The following is a 16,199-nucleotide window of genomic DNA, read 5'->3' on the forward strand; positions in this document are numbered from 1 at the left end:
CTAGCCGGGTTGCCGGGTGCCGGTGGCGAGGAACCGGTGTGCCGGGTCGTCGTAGCCGGTGAGCCGCCAGCCCGCGTGGTCGGTCAGCCGACGCAGCGGGGCCTCGGCGAGAGGTTCGTCGGGGTGCAGGGTACGACCGTGCCGGGCGGCGAGCGCGGCGCGGCCGGAGGGGTGGAAGATCACGAGACGGCCGCCGGGTCGGGTGATCCGGGCGAGTTCGCGCAGCCCGGCCTCGGGGTCGGGTAGGTGGGTGAGCAGACCGGCGGCGAAGATCACGTCGACGGCGGCGTCCCCGAAGGGAAGGTGTCGGGCGTCGCCGACGATCAGGGTCGCCGACGCGTCCCGGCTGTGCCCCCTGGCGGCGGTGAGCATCTGCGGGGTGAGGTCGAGGCCGATCACGGTGCCGTGCGGACCGACGGCGTGCCGGAGAGCGGGCAGGGCACGGCCGGTGCCGCAGCCGACGTCGACGGCCACCCCGCCGGACGGTATTCGCGCCTCGGTGACGGCACCGGCGTACGCGGGCAGGTCGTCGCCGAACCTGGTGTCCCAGGTCGCGGCCCGGATCGCGAAGAAGGCGCGGGACTCGCTGATGTACCAGCGTTCCCGGGGGGCGAGCCGGTCGGCGAGTTGCCGGATCACGGGCCAGCCGGGGTCGTGCAGGTCGATGACGACGTCACACCCGTGCCCGTGGTCGCCGTGCGCGGTGGGGCCGGCGGGTGGGGTGCGTAGCCAGATGACCACGTCCCACTTGCCGGCGGACGGGTGGGCACGCCACCGTGGTCCGTCGGCGACGGCGACGGTGTCCGGGGTCCGGTCGATGTGCCAGGTGTCCTCGTCGGCGAGCGGCGTGCTGTCGCCGAGGCGGGCGCAGGGGCGACCGACGGCGTGCAGGGTGTCGGCGAGGCGGTCGGCGACGACGCCCGAGTGCGGGCTGCCGCCGTCGACGACGACGGTGACGGCACCCGGTGGAAGTGCGGCGGCGAGGTGGTCGAGGACCTCGGTCCACCTGCGGCTCTGCTCGACGGTCAGGGTCTGCCATGCCGATAGCGGCACCGGTTCACCAGCCATCGGTCCATCATGCATGTGCCGGAGGATGACGGCTACTTCCTGCTGCGGACGCTGGCTGTTCGGCCAGTTTTAGATAGCAGTTGCGGCCGGCTACCGTGGCCGCGTGACGATGTTTCGGATCGGTGAGGCCGGCGAACTGCTCGGGGTCAGCGTGGACACGGTGCGGCGTTGGGTCGATGCCGGGCGTCTCCCCGCCGGTCGGGACGAGCACGGGCACCGGGTGATCGACGGGGTTGATCTCGCCGCATTCGTCCAGGCCCAGGCCGGCGAGCCGGAGGACCGTGCGGAGGAGTCGTCTGCGCGTAACCGGCTGCGGGGCATCGTCACCGCCGTGGTCAAGGACACGGTGATGGCACAGGTGGACATCCAGGCCGGGCCGTTCCGGCTGGTGTCGCTGATGAGCCGGGAAGCCGTCGACGAACTCGGCCTGGAGGTCGGGTCGGTCGCGGTGGCGGTGATCAAGTCGACCAACGTCATGGTGGAGAAGTCCACGGTGACCGCCGCTAGCAGAGGGAGGAACAGTTCGTGAGCGTACGACGATTCCGCACTACTCTGGCCGTACTCACCGGGCTCGCGGTCGTGGCACTGTCCGGCTGCGGTGGTGACGACACGGCCGAGCCGGGCTCAGGAAACAGCAGTCCCGGCGTTTCCAGGACGGTGACGGTGTTCGCGGCGGCGTCGCTGACCGAGTCGTTCACCACCATCGGCAAGGACTTCGAGGCGGCGAACCCCGGGGTGAAGGTCACGTTCAGCTTCGCCGGCAGTTCGGCGTTGGCGACCCAGATCAACCAGGGCGCCCCGGCGGACGTCTTCGCCTCCGCCGCTCCGACGAACATGAAGGTCGTCACCGACGCCGGCAACGGGGACGGCACGCCGACGACGTTCGTAAAGAACCAGCTCGTCATCGCCGTACCGAAAGGCAACCCGAACGGCGTGACCGGGCTGAGCGACCTGACCAAGCCGGACGCCAAGGTCGCGCTCTGCGCCGAGCAGGTCCCGTGCGGAGCAGCGGCGAAGAAGGCCCTCGACGCCGCCAGGGTGAAACTCACCCCGGTCACCCTCGAACAGGACGTCAAGGCCGCCCTGTCGAAGGTGAAGCTGGGCGAGGTCGACGCGTCGCTGGTCTACCGCACCGACGCGAAAGCCGCCACCGCCGACGTCGACGGGATCGAGTTCCCCGAGTCGGCCGGCGCGATCAACGACTACCCGATCATCGTGCTGAAGGACGCCCCCAACAAGACCGCCGCACAGGCGTTCATCGCCTACGTGCTCTCCGACACCGGCAAGAGCGTGCTCACGGCGGCCGGCTTCCAGGCCCCGTAACGGTGTCGCTCCTCGACGACGCCGGTGCGGCGCCCCGGCGGGACGGGGCCAGGTCGCCGTACCGGCGTCGGCGTACCGGCCGGATTCCGGTCGCGCTGCTCGTTCCCGCCTCGCTCGGGCTGCTGTTCCTGATCCTGCCACTGGTCGGACTGCTGGTACGCGCGCCGTGGACGACGCTGCCACAACGGCTCGCCGAGCCGGGCGTACTCACCGCGCTGCGGCTGTCGCTGCTGACCGCCACCCTCGCCACACTGCTCTGCCTCGTCCTCGGCGTACCGCTGGCGTGGCTGCTCGCCCGTGTCGAGTTCCCCGGCCGACGCGTCGTCCGCGCCCTGGTCACCGTCCCACTGGTGCTGCCGCCCGTCGTCGGCGGCGTGGCCCTGCTGCTGGTCTTCGGCCGCCGGGGACTGCTCGGCTCCTGGCTCGACTCGACCTTCGGGGTCACGCTGCCGTTCACCACCACCGGTGTCGTGCTCGCGGAGGCGTTCGTCGCGATGCCGTTCCTGATCATCGCCGTCGAGGGAGCACTCCGGGGGGCCGACACCCGTTACGAGGAGGCCGCCGCCACCCTCGGCTCCGGCCGGTGGACCACCTTCACCCACGTCACACTGCCACTGGTCGCGCCCGGCATCGCCGCCGGAGCCGTACTGTGCTGGGCGCGGGCACTCGGCGAATTCGGCGCCACCATCACCTTCGCCGGCAACTTCCCCGGCCGTACCCAGACCATGCCACTCGCCGTCTACCTCGCGCTGGAAACCGACCTGGAAGCCGCGATCGTGCTCAGCCTGATCCTGCTCACCGTCTCCGTGGTCATCCTCGCCAGCCTCCGCGACCGCTGGATCACCAGCCCATGACCGCCGTCAGCGTCGTCGGAGCCGAACCCGAGGCCGGTACGCCGGTACTCGACGCGCGCCTGGTCGTCGACCTCGGCACGTTCCGGCTGGACATCGCGCTGCGGATCCGCGCCGGCGAGGTCGTCGCACTCCTCGGACCCAACGGTGCCGGCAAGACCACCGCACTGCGTACCCTCGCCGGCCTGACCCCACTGTCCACCGGGCACATCACCCTCGGCGGTCAGGACCTCGACCGGCCGGACAACCGGCGCTGGACCCCCACCGAACGTCGCCCGATCGGCGTCGTCTTCCAGGACTACCTGCTCTTCCCACACCTGAGCGCGCTGGACAACGTCGCGTTCGGCCTGCGCCGGCACGGACTCGACCGGCGGCAGGCGCGCCAACGTGCCGGGGAGTGGCTCGACCGGATGGATCTCGCCGCGCAGTCCCGACGGAAACCACGGCAACTCTCGGGCGGGCAGGCCCAACGGGTCGCACTCGCCCGCGCCCTTGCCGTCAACCCGGCACTGCTGCTCCTCGACGAACCACTCGCGGCACTCGACGCCCGCACCCGCCTCGACACCCGCGCCGGACTACAGCACCATCTCACCGAACACCCCGGCGCCACCCTGCTGGTAACCCACGACCCACTCGACGCCCTCGTCCTCGCCGACCGGCTCGTCATCGTCGAAGACGGCCACGTCGTACAGGAAGGCGACGCCACCACCATCACCGCACGACCCCGGACCGACTACGTCGCCCGGCTCGTCGGACTCAACCTCTACCGGGGCCACGCGGACGGGCACACCGTACGGATCGGCGCCGACTTCTCCCTCACCACCGCCGAGCAGCACGCTGGCGAGGTCTTCGTCGCGTTCCCACCGTCCGCCGTCGCCCTGCACCCACACCGCCCCGACGGCAGCCCACGCAACACCTGGCCGGCCACCATCACCGGCATCCAACGCCACGGCGACAACCTACGAATCCAACTCACCGGCCCGATCGACGTCGCCGCCGACATCACCCCGGCCGCCGCCGCGCACCTGCACCTCACCCCGGGGCAGCCGCTCTGGCCGGCGGTCAAGGCCGCCGAGACCCGCGCCTATCCAGCGGCAACCACCTGACGGTACGGGGACGCTGTCCCCCGCGCGATCAATCCGACGACCGGCGAGCGGGCCTCAGCCGTCCTTGAGGTGCAAGGGCGACGTCGTACGTGGCCCTCGCAGGATCATGCAAGTGCCGAACCACCCCGCGACGGATCGTGCTGCCGGCGTACCATCTCGCCGATCCAGCTGGGCGCGTACGGGGACGTACAGCCCGGGGAGGTCGGGTAGTCCTTGAGTACCGCCAGGCGCTCGCCGATGCCGACCGCACGGGCGCGGTGCTCGGCGTGGTCGATCCCGATCTGGGCCAGGCAGTGGTTCATCGCCCACTGCAGGCGATCCGGGGCGTCCCGCATCTGCGCCTCGATGACGTCGAGCAGTCCTGGGAGGTCGAGGCCCTCGGGCTTCTTCGTCACACGTTCGGTGGTCAACGCCCAGCCGGCACTCGCTACCACCGGATCCGGATCGGCGAACCAGGCCAGACGCAGTTCTTCGGAGTGCGGGTTCTTCTTCACCACGTAGTTCACGAGCCAGTCGTGCACCTTGGGCTTGTGCGCCTCGCGCAGCATGACGTCCAACTCGTCCCGCGCGAACGCCTTCGGGCGGCAGATCAGGAGCGCCAGCAGTCTCGCCGCGGTGTCATCCGTCTCCCAGAGCTGACCGGCGAGTTCCTGCCGCGTCTTCAGCCGCTTCGCGAGTGCGCGCAGCTTGCTGAGGTTCACACCGTGATCGTCACCGTGTCTCTCGTTGACCTCACGTGCCCTCGGGTCCTCGAGCGCGGCCAGCTCGGCCATCACCTCGGCCACCGTCGTACCGGTCAGCGTCGCCTCGGCCACCTCAGCCTCCTGCCCCTCCTGCGCGGCACTCAGCCTACGACGGAAGTCGCCTCCTGTCGTACACCGAGCTACCCGGCCGACACTCGGACCGGGGTGGAGCCCTGGGGCGTACCGGATGGGCTGTCGCCGTGCTGCCCTTCCTGCGCGTCGGCGGCGGCGGACGGGAGACGTCGTTCGCCGAGCGCCATCGCCAGTGCGATGAAGCCGAGCAGGGCGCCGATCAGTACCGTGCTGCGTACACCGTGGCTCGGCAGCGCGAGGCTGCCGACCAGGGCGCCGCCGGTGATGCCGAGGTTGACGGCGGCGGAGACCGTGGCAGCGGCGAGGTCCGAGCGCCCGGGCGCCACCTGGAGCACGAGGCCGCCGAGCGACGCGGTGAACGCCGCGAACGCCAGTCCGGCCAGGGCGAGCAGGCCGACGGCCACCGCCGGCCGGTGGCCGAACGCGTACAGCCCGAGCAGGGCCACCGACTGCAACGCGACGGTCGCGACCAGGGCGAGCCAGGGGCTGCGGTCGACCACCGCTCCGAGGGCGAGGATCCCGAGCAGGCTGGCAACACCGCGCGCCAGCAGGATGGCCCCGACCGCCGAGGCCGGGAATCCGCTGATCTCGGTGACGAAGAGCGCGACATAGGTGTACGCGGCGATCGCGCCGGCGGTCGCCAGGACGGCCACGGCGACCAGCAGCCAGAATCGGCGGACGTCAGGGGTCGCACCCCGGACGGCATGTCCCTGGTCCGGCCGCGTCGGGGGCAGCAGCGAGGCCACCACGACGAACACGATCGCGCCGAGCCCGGCCACCGCCAGGAAGGGCAGCCGCCAGCCGCCGCGCTCGCCCAGCCAGGTGCCGGCCGGCACGCCCAGAATCAGCGCGACGTTGCCGCCGGCGAACACGATCGCGACCACCCGCCCGCGTAGTCCGGGTCGGAACAGCTCGGCCGCGGCCGGCACCACTACCGCCCAGAACAACGCATGAGTCGCCGCGGTCGCCATCCTGGCCGCCAGCAATAGCGCGAACGTGTCCGCGAACACCGTGATCGCGGTGCTGACGACGAAGCCGGCCAGGAGCGCCGACAACAGTCGTCGGCGCGGGACTCTCCTGGCCAGCGCCGTCAACGGAATCGAGGCGACGACGACCACCGCACCGTACGCGGTGACGAGCATGCCCACCTGCGACGGCGAGACGGCCAGATCCGTGGCCATCGGGAGGAGCAGCCCGATCGGCAGCGCCTCGGCGGTGGTGTAGAGGAACGTCCCGCCGGACAGGCCGACCAGCGCCCCCACTGCTCGTCTGCGCTCCATGTGCCCTCCACTGTTTCCATCTAAACTAGATACGGCGGCAACAGGCTAACCAGGGCGTTCGACACCCTGCAACTGGTAAAATCGGTTTCGATGGAAACAGTCGAGGACGTCACGCGGTTTCGCCTGGTGGGCGGCGATCTCGCCCTGGACTTCGTCAACACCCGTAGTGGCCCACCCGTCGGCACCCCGGACGACGACACACTCACCAGCTATCCCGAGCTGGTCGCCTGGGGCGTGTACGCGGGCGCCCTCACCGAGGCGGAGGCCGCAGCGTTGCGCCGACTCTCGCGCGACGATCCGGGCGGCGCCCACGCTGCCCTGGCGCGAGCGCTGCGCACCCGCGACTACCTCGACGAAATATTTCGGCCGCTGACCGCCGGCCGGGATCCGAACACCGCCGACCTGGCCCGGCTGCGGGACGACGAGGCGGACGCGCTCGGCCACGCACAGCTCGAGCCCGGGAGCACGTTCGCCTGGGCCTGGCGGAACGACCACACGCTCGCCCGGCCGCTACGGCCGGTGGTGCACGCGGCGGTGCAGCTCCTCACCACGGGCGCGCTGGACCGGATCAAGGGCTGTGGAGGCTGTCGCTTCCTCTTCAACGACGAGAGCAAGAACCGCAGTCGCCGCTGGTGCAGCATGGACGACTGCGGCACCGCCGAGAAGATCCGGCGCTACGTCGCTGTCCGCCGCACGCGGGCGACGCGATGAACGCCCAGGGTCCGATCACGAGCGTTGCCGCGTTCTGAACCGAGTGGCCCAGGTTCAGGGAAGGCCCTCTGAGACAAGGAACAGCTTGCCGGAAGCGGCGTTACGCTATTCGGGGCCAAGTATGGATCATGGCTGTCCACCCAGGCACGGCTGGGGCAATCGTCCTCCTCCTCGCCGTCCGGCGCTTCCGCTGGTCGCGGTGCCGGCCGGGATCGATACCCTGATGTCGTGAGCCCCGATCTCCTCCTGCTGTCACGGGTGTCCTTCCGTGGCCGGGAGATCGCGGGTCCACGGCTGCGAGGTCTCATCGCCCTGCTCGCCGGTGACCTGCGTACCGGCTGCGGCACCGGGCGGCTGGTCGAGGGGCTGTGGCCGGACGAGCAGCCGGAGAACCCGCCCAAGGCCCTGCAGATCCTCGTCTCCCGGGCGCGGTCCCAGCTCGGCGCCGAGGTCATCCTCCGGACCCCGACCGGCTACCGGCTGACGCTGACCGAGGACCAGGTCGACAGCTCGGCGGTGCTGATCCGGGCTGCGGCGGGCGCCCGGTGCTCGCGAGCCGGCGACCACGCCGCCGCGCTCTCGCACGCCGACGCCGGCCTGGCCCTGTGGGATGGCACCGAGCCCGGCCCCGCCGACAGCGCCGACGGCCCGGTGACGGCACTGCGGGCGGAGCGACGGGCCACCTACCGCACCCTGGTACGTGCCCGCGCGCTCGCCCTCGCCCGGCTCGACCGGCCCGCCGAGGCGGTGGAACGGCTGGCCAAGCTGGCCGCCGAGCGGCCGCGCGACGAGGAGGTACTGGTCGAGCTGCTGCGCTGCGAAGCAGCGACGGTCGGCCCGGCCACGGCGCTGGCCCGCTACGACGCCTACCGGCATGCGCTGCGCGATGAGCTCGGCACCGATCCCGGCGCGGCGTTGCGGGCCGAGCACCAGCGGCTGCTCCAGGGCGTGCTGCCCACGGTCCGGCACGGTGTCGTGCACGAGCCCAACCCGCTGCTCGGCCGGGACGATGACGTCGCGGCGGTGGAGGCACTGCTGCGTACCTCCCGGGTGACCTCGATCGTCGGGCCGGGCGGCCTCGGCAAGACCCGGTTCGCCAACGTCGTCGCCCGCCGCGCCGAGGTGCCGACGGTCACCGTCGTGCCGCTGGCCGGCATCGTCGCCGCCGACGACGTGGCCCGCGAGGTGGCGACCGCCCTCGGTGTGGGCGAGCACCGGACACCGGGCGCGATCGGACACGTCACCGGCACCGGTGACGTCGCCATCGCCATCGCGGCCGCGCTCGCCGGCGGCCCGTCCCTGCTGGTGCTCGACAACTGCGAGCACGTCGTCGCCAGCGCCGCCGACCTGGTCCGCACCCTGGTGTCGATGACCGCCGAGCTGCGGATCCTCACCACCAGCCGGATGCCGCTGGGACTGTCGTCGGAGTCGGTCTACCAACTGCCGGAGCTGAGCCTGTCGATGAGTGTCGAGCTGTTCGGGCAGCGGGCCCGGGCCGCGCGGCCGGGCGTCGACCTGCCCACGGCCGCCGTGGAGGAGCTGTGCCGCCACCTCGACGGGCTGCCGCTCGCGGTCGAACTGGCCGCCGCGCGGGTACGGATCATGTCTGTGGCGGAACTCGCCCGGCGGCTCGACGACCGGTTCAGCCTGTTGCGTGGCGGTGCCCGGGACGCGCCGCAGCGCCACCACACGCTGCACGCGGTCGTCGACTGGAGCTGGAACCTGCTGGATCCGGCCGGCCAGGCGGCGATGCGGGCGCTGTCGGTGTTCACCGACGGGTTCACCGCCGACGCCGCACGGTTGCTGCTCGAGGCGTTGCCTGCGGCCACCCGCGAGATGGACGTGCTCATGGTGCTCGAGCACCTGGTCGACCACTCGCTGGTCAAGGTGTTCGACACCCCGGCGGGCACCCGGCTGCGGATGCTCGAGACGGTCCGGGAGTTCAGCGCCGCACGCCTGGCGGCGGCGGGCGAAGCCGACGAGGTGACGGCGGCGTTCCTGGGGTGGGCACGGGCGTTCGGCGTGGCCAACCATGCGAACCTGTTCGGCCCCGACCCCTACGACACGGCCAGCGCGGTGCAGGTGGAGCAGGAGAATCTGCTCCAGGCTCTCCGGCACGCCCTCCGCGGCGACGACCGGCCCACCGTCGCGGCGATCGCCGCGGTCCTCGGCGGCATATGGAACATCAAGTCCAACCATCCGCGGCTCACGGCGCTGATCCGACAGACCTCCTGGCCGCTGTCGCACTACCGGCCCGAGCCGGCCTTCGTCGAGATGACCCGGACCGCCCTGACCCTGGCCGTGGCGTACACGTTCGGCACCGAGGGGCCACGGCCGATGCGGGCGGTCGTCGCGCTGCGCCGGCTCGGCCTGGCCCGGCCGGACACCCTGAGCAGGGCGGTCGGCTGGGCGATCGGCGCCCTGGGCGACCCGGTGAAGCTGCAACGGCTGTGTGACAGCACCGAGCCACTGCTGGCCGGCACCGCGAACATGCTCGCCAGCTACCACTGGGAGACCGTCGGCGATCTCGACGCGGCGTTGAAGGCGGCCCGGCAGGCGCTCAACCTCTTCACCGACCGGGAGCTACCGTGGCCGCGCTCGCTCGGCCACTGCCGGGTCGCCGAGCTCTGCCTGCAACTGGAGCAGGGCGCGAAGGCCCGCGACCAGTTGATCGCGGCGCTGCCGGTGCTCCAGCGCCTCGGTGCCCAGGCCGACGCTATCGGTGTCCGGTCGTGGCTCGTACTGGCCAATCTGCAGATCGGTGACAGCGTCGAAGCCGAGCGGTGGTTGGAAGGTCTGACCCAGATCGTGCTCGACGAGGACGAGGTCAAGGCGGTCGGCTACGACCTGGGCATCCGGGGCGAGGTACTGCTTGCCCGTGGCGAGGTGCAGGCCGGCCTGCGGCTGTGGCGCCACGTGGCCGACCAGGTCCGCGACGCCGGCGCCATCACCTCCACCGGCGTCCCGCTCGACCTGTACCCCTGGGTGGCGGAGGCACGGTCGGTGGCCGTCATCGCGCACGCCCGGTACGGCCGGCTCGACCTCATCGCCGACATCGCCGACGCGCTGCCCGAACGCCTGACGCATCTGCTGACCCATCCGCTGGTCAACCCGCCGCCGTACATGGTCGAGCAGGCGATCTGCGGCACCCTGCTGCTGGCGATGGCGGTAGCGGACGTCGCGTGTGCCCGGCAGACCGGCGATCCGGCCCTCGCCCGGTCGGCGGCCCGGATGATCGCGCTGGCCGAGCGGTTCCGGTTCCTGCGCAACTTCCAGCCGACGATGTCCGCGGCGTCGGCCCGGGCGGACGCCGAGCAGGCCGACCGGTCGGCGTACGTCGAGGCGGTGTCGTCCTACGCCGACCTGGACCAGGCCGGGATCCGCGCGGCGGCGCTGGACCTGCTGCGCGAGCGCCCGGTCGGTACGGAGACGATCGCGCACCGGCGCCTGCCCGTCGCCGAGGCCCGGCCGTGCGTCGCCAGGCCCGGCGCCGACGTCGTCCCGGCCGGGTGAAGCCGGGCCCGGCGATGAAGCTCGGGCCCGGCAGACCGCCGGGCGCGACCGTGCGGAGCGATCAGCGGCTGCGGTCGCGGTTGTAGAGCCACCTCGCCCACACGTACCCGGCCAGCGCGATCACGGCACACCAGCCGAGCGCGATCACGCCGCTGTTGCCGATCGGCGTGCCGAGGAGCAGGCCGCGCAGCGTCTCCATGATCGGGGTGAACGGCTGGTACTCGGCGAACCACCGCAGCCCGACCGGCAACGAGTCGGTGGGCACGAACCCGCTGCCGAAGAAGGGCAGCAGCATCAGGGGCATCGGCAGGTTGCTTGCCGCCTCGACCGTCTTCGTCGCCAGACCCATCGCCACGGTCAGCCACACGAGGCCGAACGTCGTCGCGGTGAGGACCCCGACGACCGCCAGCCACTCGATCGCGGTGCTGTCGGGCCGGAAGCCGACGAGCACGGCCACGCCGAGGACGGCGGCGAGCTGGAGCAGGGTCTGCAGCACGCTGCCCAGCACGTGCCCGGTCAGGACCGACACCCGCGCGATCGCCATGGTCCGGAACCGCGCGATGATGCCCTCCGCCATGTCCATCGCCACCGACATCGCGGTGCCCTGGACGGCACTGGCGATGGTGATCAGCAGGATGCCGGGCGTGACGTAGTTGACGTAGGCGCCGCGACCGCCTGACCCGCCGCCGAGACCATCGCCGAGCGTGCCGCCGAGCACGTAGACGAACAGCAGCAGGAAGATGATCGGCACGGCGAGCAGCATCAGCAGCACGGACAGGTTGCGCGACATGTGCCGCAGCTGGCGGCGCAGCATCGTGGCCGAGTCGCGGACCGCCAGGGTCATCGTGGTCATCGTGCGGTCACCTTCGCTGAGTCGGAAGCGGAAACGGTTGCCGAAGCGGGAGCGGCGGCCGCCGAGGCGGGCTGGCCGGTGACGGCGAAGAACACGTCGTCGAGGTCGGGGGTGTGAACGGTCAGCCCGTCCACCTCGACCGCGCTTGCGTCGAGGCGGTCGAGCAGGGCCTTGAGCGAGCGGACCCCGCCGTCGCCGGGTACCCGCAGGACCAGTGACTCACTGGCCGGGTCCGGCGCGACGTTCAGGATCGCGGCCGCTGCGGTCAGGGCCCGATCGTCGGCGAACCGCAGCTCGACATGGCCGCCCGGCACCCGCCGCTTGAGTTCGGCCGGGGTGCCCTGGGCGACGAGCCGGCCGTGGTCGAGCAGGGCGACCCGGTCGGCGAGCTGGTCCGCCTCCTCGAGGTACTGGGTGGTGAGAAAGATCGTCACGCCCCGGGCGACCAGGTCCCGGACGATCTGCCACATGTCGCGTCGGCTGCGCGGGTCCAGCCCGGCGGTCGGCTCGTCGAGGAAGATCACCCGGGGATCGCCGATGAGGCCCATGGCGAGGTCGAGCCGACGGCGCATGCCGCCCGAGTACGCCGCGGCCGGCTTCTTCGCCGCCGGCCCGAGGTCGAACCGGTCCAGCAGATTCGCCGTGCGTCGCCGCCGCTCGACCCGGCCCAGATGGTGCAGGTCGGCCATCAGCAACAGGTTCTCCTCGCCGGTGAGAAAGTTGTCCACCGCGGAGAACTGGCCGGTGACGCCGATCGCCGCGCGTACCCGATCGGGATCACGGGCCACGTCGTGACCGCAGATACGGACCTCACCCGCGTCGGCACGGATGAGGGTCGACAGGATCTGGACCATGGTGGTCTTGCCAGCCCCGTTGGGGCCGAGCAACGAGAAGATGGTGCCCTCGGGTACGTACAGGTCGATGCCGTCGAGCACCACCTGGTTGCCGTACGACCTGCGTAGTTCGGTAACCGCGATCGCCGGCTCGGCCGGTAAGTTCGTCATGCCCAGCACAGTGCCGCCGGGCCGGATCGCGGCGGTTTCACCGTGGTTTCCGCGCCCCCGACCGGCCTGAACCGAACTGCACCGCTCCCGGCCGACGGTAGGAAGCCACTGGCCGCGCGGACCAATAGGATTACGACATGACGCGGTGTCTTCTCGTGCCGGGGCGCGGCATACCGCTTGCGGGGCACTGGTCCCGGCTGTGGGTCGAGTCGCATCCGGACTATCGATGGGCACCCGAGCCGCCGGGGCCACCGTATATCGCCACCGAACGGGTGGCCGCGCTGCACGAGGCACTCGGCGCCGACGACGAGCCCGCGATTCTCATCGCACACAGCGCAGGTTGTCTCACTGTCGCATCCTGGGCGAGCCGGCACGTCGGTCCGGTCCGCGCCGCTCTGCTGGTAACCCCGCCCTATCTCGACCCGGACTGGACACCTGGTCCGGGCGAGCCCGACGACGACGTCGTCGACGAGATTCCGCGTCGGCCGCTGCCGTTCCCCTCGATCCTGGTTGCCAGCCGTACCGACACGTACGCCACCTTCGCGCAGTTCCAGCAGTACGCCCGGGACTGGGGCGCCGAGCTTTTCGACGCCGGTAACGTCGGGCACCTCGACAGCGCCAGCGGGTACGGCCCCTGGCCGGAAGGCGAGCGTCTGGTCGAGTCCCTCGCCGCACGGTAGCCGCGCTTCGGGCCCGGGGGCTTCCACCCGGGCATGTGGACCAAACGGCTGCCGCGGACCCGTCCCAGCCGACGCACTCCCCCAGCCGACGGACTCTGTCCTAGCCGACGAATTCGACCACCGCCCGGCGGAACAGTTCCGGCTGCTCGAGGTGGCCGAAGTGCCCGCTCTCCGACAGCTCCGTCAACCGGGAACCGGGAATGCCCTCGTACAGCAGCTTCGCCCAGCGAGGCCCGCAGATGAAGTCGTACGCCCCGACGAGGACCAGGGTGGGCGCGCTGATCTCGCCCAGCCGGGCCCGTACGTCGAACGGCGTCGGTTCCTCCCCGCGCTGTGGGTCGGCCCAGCCGCGTACGGAGGTGACCAGTGGAGCGAACCGCCGCTCGTCAGCCCAGTAGTCGGCGAAGTACAGCGGCAACATCTGGCGCAGCGCCACGGTCATCGACTCGTCGTCGGTGGCGGAGACCGCCCGCCGGAACGCCACCGGGATCTGCGCGGCCTCCGGCCGGTCCGGGTGCCGTCGCGGGAAATCGGCCACCCCGGCCGTCGCCTCGGCCCAGAAATCGGCACCTGTGACCGGGGAGGTGTCGTACAGCACCAGGCCGGCGACCCGGTCGGGGTACGTCAACGCGTACCGCTGGACGACGAACCCGCCGTGCGAGTGGCCGAGCAGGTGTACCTGCGGCAGGCCGAGCGCCCGGACGACCGCGTGCAGGAAGTCGACGTACGTACCCAGCCGGTATTCCCGGCGGTCGGCGAGCCGCCCCGAGGCGCCGGTACCGATCGGCTCCAGGTACACCATGGTCAGGTGTTGTTCGAGCGCCGGCATCCGCAGGTACCGCCACTCGATGCCGGGCCCGCCGGAGTGTGCCACGCAGACCGGCCCGTTGCCGGCCACGTGGTAGACCTGCCGTACTCCGTCGAACTCGATCTGGTGCGTCCCCTCGGCGAGCGGGCCGTTCGTGGTGGCTCCGGTGGTACCCATCGCACATCTCTCCCATCGTCTGGCCGGGCCGGAACATGCCTGGTCAGAAACCAGACGCGGCCAGGCCGGGAGAAGTTCGGTGTCGTCGGTCACCCGGTGGGCCGAGCCGGTTGCGGGTGGAATAGCCGCAGCCGCCGGATCCGTCCCTGCCGCAGGTGGTGCAGCCAGACCACACCGGGTGGGCAGTGCTCCGGGTTCTCCTGCGGGCTGAACAGGTCGGCTTCCCAGACCATCACGTCCCCGCTGGCCGCGACGTGCCGGATCCGCTGCCTGACGCCGTCCGCGAGGTCCTTCTCCATCGCCCGGACCAGGAAGTCCCGACCGGGGACCCGCTGCCCGTCCGGCAGGACGAAGTCGGCCTCGGGCCACCAGTACTCCTGGACAGCGCGGGCGAACTCACCGCGCCGGGAGGCGGCGATGATCTCCTCGGCCTCCCGGCGCCAGGCGTTGTTCACCTCGGCCGCGTCGTCGTACGCCAACTCCGTCGTGTTCCGCAGTGCCTCGGTGAGCCTCGCGCGGGCCTGGCTCAGGCGGCTGCGCACCGTACCGACCGGGATGCCGCAGAGTGCCGCGATCTGGTCGTACGACGTCACATCGGTGAAGTAGCGCAGCAACGTGACCAGGCGCACCGGCTCGGACAACTCGCCCACCGCGTGCCAGACCCAGTCCCGCAGTGCGGTGTCCTCCAGCAGGTCCTCCGGGCTCGGCTCGGTCGCCGGCAGCGGGAGTGCGGCCGGCTCGCCGAACAGGAGCGGACGGGTCGCCCGGAGCCGGGACCGGCAGTTGTTGCGGACGACCATCCGCAGCCAGCTCCCGACGGCGGCCGGGTCCCGTACGTCCCCGATCCGGCGTAGGGCCGTGAGCATGGCGTCCTGTACGGCGTCCTCCGCGTCCGGCCCGTATCCGAGGAGGCTGTACGCGACCGCTTTCATGCCGGCCTCGTGCCGGGACAGCAGTGCACCGAGACCCGACACGTCGCCGGACTGAATGCTCCGGACCAGTTCGGCGTCTGAGTTGCCCGTTGACGGCACAGTGGCGTACTCCCCCCTGGGCGCACTCCGCGCCCGTTACCCGGACGCCACGGCAGGCCGCAAAGTTCGGTCCGACGCCCAGCCTCTCCGGTCCGGCTCCAGATCCGGTCTCCCGTGTGATGTGGCACGGCCGGCCCGTGGCTGGCGCGACGGTGCAGCGTTACCCGCTCAGGCAAACGGGCATACCAGCGGTATCGAGCGGGGTTGGTCCGGTCACATCGCGGCCCGATGGCCCGTTTGTCGGAATGTCGCCGACACGGCGGTGGTTCGGGAGAGGTATGACAACGATTGGACTGATCGGCAGCGGCTACATCGGCGGCACCGTGGCCCGGCTCGCCGTGGCCGCCGGCTACGACGTGGTGCTCAGCAACTCACGCGGGCCGGAGAGCCTCACCGAACTGGTGACCGAGCTGGGTCCCCGAGCCCGGGCCGGTACAGCGGCCGAGGCCGCGGCTGCTGGGGATCTGGTCGTGGTGACCATTCCGCTGAAGGCGTACCGCAGCGTGCCGGTCGAGCCGCTGGCCGGAAAGGTCGTCATCGACACCAACAACTACTACCCGGAGCGCGACGGACAGTTCGCCGAGTTGGACGACAACTCGACCACCAGCAGTGAGTTGCTGCAACGCCACCTGCCGACGACGAAGGTGGTGAAGGCCTTCAACAACATCTTCTTCCGCCACCTCGCCGATCTGGCCCGGCCGGCCGGTGCCCCCGACCGCAGCGCACTGGCCATCGCCGGTGACGACCCGGCGGCCAAGGCCAGGGTGACCGAGTTCCTCGACGCTATCGGGTACGACACGGTCGACGCCGGGCCACTGGCCGAGGGCTGGCGCTTCCAGCCCGGCACTTCCGCCTACGGCCGACCGTACGGCTCGGGGGAGAACTTCTGGGAGTCGACGGCCGCGGAACTGCCGGCCGACCGGATCAAGGCGCTGGTCGCCTCGGCCGAGCGCTGACC

The 16,199-nt window shown here is 71.4% G+C and carries 15 protein-coding genes; 8 read left to right on the plus strand and 7 right to left on the minus strand.

Annotated elements, in window-relative coordinates:
* Positions 1-1,068 carry a class I SAM-dependent methyltransferase gene (locus H4W31_RS31245; protein WP_192769903.1) on the minus strand — a complete coding sequence of 356 codons (1,068 nt, stop codon included), beginning with the start codon at positions 1,066-1,068 and terminating at the stop codon, positions 1-3.
* A 103-nt stretch (positions 1,069-1,171) separates the two neighbouring features.
* Here H4W31_RS31245 and H4W31_RS31250 point away from each other — a divergent pair, with 103 nt between their 5' ends.
* Genes H4W31_RS31250 through H4W31_RS31265 form a run of 4 tightly spaced genes read left to right on the plus strand, consistent with a single transcriptional unit; the run spans position 1,172 to position 4,348 of the window.
* Positions 1,172-1,597, plus strand: coding sequence for a TOBE domain-containing protein (locus H4W31_RS31250; protein WP_192769904.1), 426 nt, complete (start codon positions 1,172-1,174; stop codon positions 1,595-1,597).
* On the plus strand, positions 1,594-2,391 hold the full coding sequence (modA, locus tag H4W31_RS31255) for a molybdate ABC transporter substrate-binding protein (protein ID WP_192769905.1): 798 nt from the start codon (positions 1,594-1,596) through the stop codon (positions 2,389-2,391). Before H4W31_RS31250 ends, modA begins: the two co-directional genes overlap by 4 nt.
* A gap of 2 nt (positions 2,392-2,393) precedes the next feature.
* On the plus strand, positions 2,394-3,245 hold the full coding sequence (locus tag H4W31_RS31260; protein WP_192769906.1) for an ABC transporter permease: 852 nt from the start codon (positions 2,394-2,396) through the stop codon (positions 3,243-3,245).
* Positions 3,242-4,348, plus strand: coding sequence for an ABC transporter ATP-binding protein (locus tag H4W31_RS31265; RefSeq protein ID WP_192769907.1), 1,107 nt, complete (start codon positions 3,242-3,244; stop codon positions 4,346-4,348). Before H4W31_RS31260 ends, H4W31_RS31265 begins: the two co-directional genes overlap by 4 nt.
* A 104-nt stretch (positions 4,349-4,452) precedes the next feature.
* Here H4W31_RS31265 and H4W31_RS31270 read toward each other — a convergent pair whose 3' ends face one another.
* Together H4W31_RS31270 and H4W31_RS31275 are read right to left on the minus strand one after the other, a co-directional pair.
* Complete coding sequence (locus H4W31_RS31270) at positions 4,453-5,121, minus strand: DNA alkylation repair protein (protein WP_225947340.1); 669 nt, start codon at positions 5,119-5,121, stop codon at positions 4,453-4,455.
* 110 nt (positions 5,122-5,231) lie between these two features.
* A complete protein-coding gene (locus H4W31_RS31275; RefSeq protein ID WP_192769909.1) occupies positions 5,232-6,464 on the minus strand; it encodes an MFS transporter in 1,233 nt (410 codons plus the stop codon).
* Between the two features lie 90 nt (positions 6,465-6,554).
* Between H4W31_RS31275 and H4W31_RS31280 the strand changes: the two genes are divergently transcribed.
* Positions 6,555-7,175 (plus strand): CGNR zinc finger domain-containing protein, encoded by a 621-nt coding sequence (locus H4W31_RS31280; RefSeq protein WP_192769910.1) that lies wholly within the window; start codon positions 6,555-6,557, stop codon positions 7,173-7,175.
* 228 nt (positions 7,176-7,403) lie between these two features.
* Complete coding sequence (locus H4W31_RS31285) at positions 7,404-10,688, plus strand: ATP-binding protein (protein WP_192769911.1); 3,285 nt, start codon at positions 7,404-7,406, stop codon at positions 10,686-10,688.
* Positions 10,689-10,749: 61 nt separating this feature from the next.
* Here H4W31_RS31285 and H4W31_RS31290 read toward each other — a convergent pair whose 3' ends face one another.
* Positions 10,750-11,541, minus strand: a complete 792-nt coding sequence (locus H4W31_RS31290; RefSeq protein ID WP_192769912.1) for an ABC transporter permease — start codon at positions 11,539-11,541, stop codon at positions 10,750-10,752.
* Positions 11,538-12,545, minus strand: a complete 1,008-nt coding sequence (locus tag H4W31_RS31295; protein ID WP_192769913.1) for an ATP-binding cassette domain-containing protein — start codon at positions 12,543-12,545, stop codon at positions 11,538-11,540. The genes H4W31_RS31290 and H4W31_RS31295 overlap by 4 nt, the downstream gene beginning before the upstream one ends.
* Positions 12,546-12,682: 137 nt before the next feature.
* Between H4W31_RS31295 and H4W31_RS31300 the strand changes: the two genes are divergently transcribed.
* The gene (locus H4W31_RS31300; protein ID WP_192769914.1) at positions 12,683-13,225 is read left to right on the plus strand and encodes an RBBP9/YdeN family alpha/beta hydrolase; all 543 of its coding nucleotides are present in this window, start codon (positions 12,683-12,685) and stop codon (positions 13,223-13,225) included.
* A gap of 100 nt (positions 13,226-13,325) precedes the next feature.
* Here the strand turns inward: H4W31_RS31300 and H4W31_RS31305 are convergent, their stop codons facing one another.
* Together H4W31_RS31305 and H4W31_RS31310 are read right to left on the minus strand one after the other, a co-directional pair.
* A complete protein-coding gene (locus H4W31_RS31305) occupies positions 13,326-14,210 on the minus strand; it encodes an alpha/beta fold hydrolase (RefSeq protein WP_192769915.1) in 885 nt (294 codons plus the stop codon).
* An 89-nt stretch (positions 14,211-14,299) separates the two neighbouring features.
* Positions 14,300-15,241, minus strand: a complete 942-nt coding sequence (locus tag H4W31_RS31310; RefSeq protein WP_192769916.1) for an RNA polymerase sigma factor — start codon at positions 15,239-15,241, stop codon at positions 14,300-14,302.
* A gap of 278 nt (positions 15,242-15,519) precedes the next feature.
* Between H4W31_RS31310 and H4W31_RS31315 the strand changes: the two genes are divergently transcribed.
* Positions 15,520-16,197, plus strand: coding sequence for an NADPH-dependent F420 reductase (locus H4W31_RS31315; RefSeq protein ID WP_192769917.1), 678 nt, complete (start codon positions 15,520-15,522; stop codon positions 16,195-16,197).
* Positions 16,198-16,199 lie beyond the last annotated feature (2 nt).

The sequence above is a fragment of the Plantactinospora soyae genome, from assembly GCF_014874095.1.
Classification (GTDB): domain Bacteria; phylum Actinomycetota; class Actinomycetes; order Mycobacteriales; family Micromonosporaceae; genus Plantactinospora; species Plantactinospora soyae.

Coding starts and splice junctions, on each gene's coding strand:
- H4W31_RS31295 (WP_192769913.1), bottom strand. CDS start 12,545: ATGACGAACTTACCGGCCGAGCCGGCGATCGCGGTTACCGAACTACGC.
- H4W31_RS31245 (WP_192769903.1), bottom strand. CDS start 1,068: ATGGCTGGTGAACCGGTGCCGCTATCGGCATGGCAGACCCTGACCGTC.
- H4W31_RS31315 (WP_192769917.1), top strand. CDS start 15,520: ATGACAACGATTGGACTGATCGGCAGCGGCTACATCGGCGGCACCGTG.
- H4W31_RS31275 (WP_192769909.1), bottom strand. CDS start 6,464: ATGGAGCGCAGACGAGCAGTGGGGGCGCTGGTCGGCCTGTCCGGCGGG.
- H4W31_RS31265 (WP_192769907.1), top strand. CDS start 3,242: ATGACCGCCGTCAGCGTCGTCGGAGCCGAACCCGAGGCCGGTACGCCG.
- H4W31_RS31270 (WP_225947340.1), bottom strand. CDS start 5,121: ATGGCCGAGCTGGCCGCGCTCGAGGACCCGAGGGCACGTGAGGTCAAC.
- H4W31_RS31300 (WP_192769914.1), top strand. CDS start 12,683: ATGACGCGGTGTCTTCTCGTGCCGGGGCGCGGCATACCGCTTGCGGGG.
- H4W31_RS31280 (WP_192769910.1), top strand. CDS start 6,555: ATGGAAACAGTCGAGGACGTCACGCGGTTTCGCCTGGTGGGCGGCGAT.
- H4W31_RS31305 (WP_192769915.1), bottom strand. CDS start 14,210: ATGGGTACCACCGGAGCCACCACGAACGGCCCGCTCGCCGAGGGGACG.
- H4W31_RS31290 (WP_192769912.1), bottom strand. CDS start 11,541: ATGACCACGATGACCCTGGCGGTCCGCGACTCGGCCACGATGCTGCGC.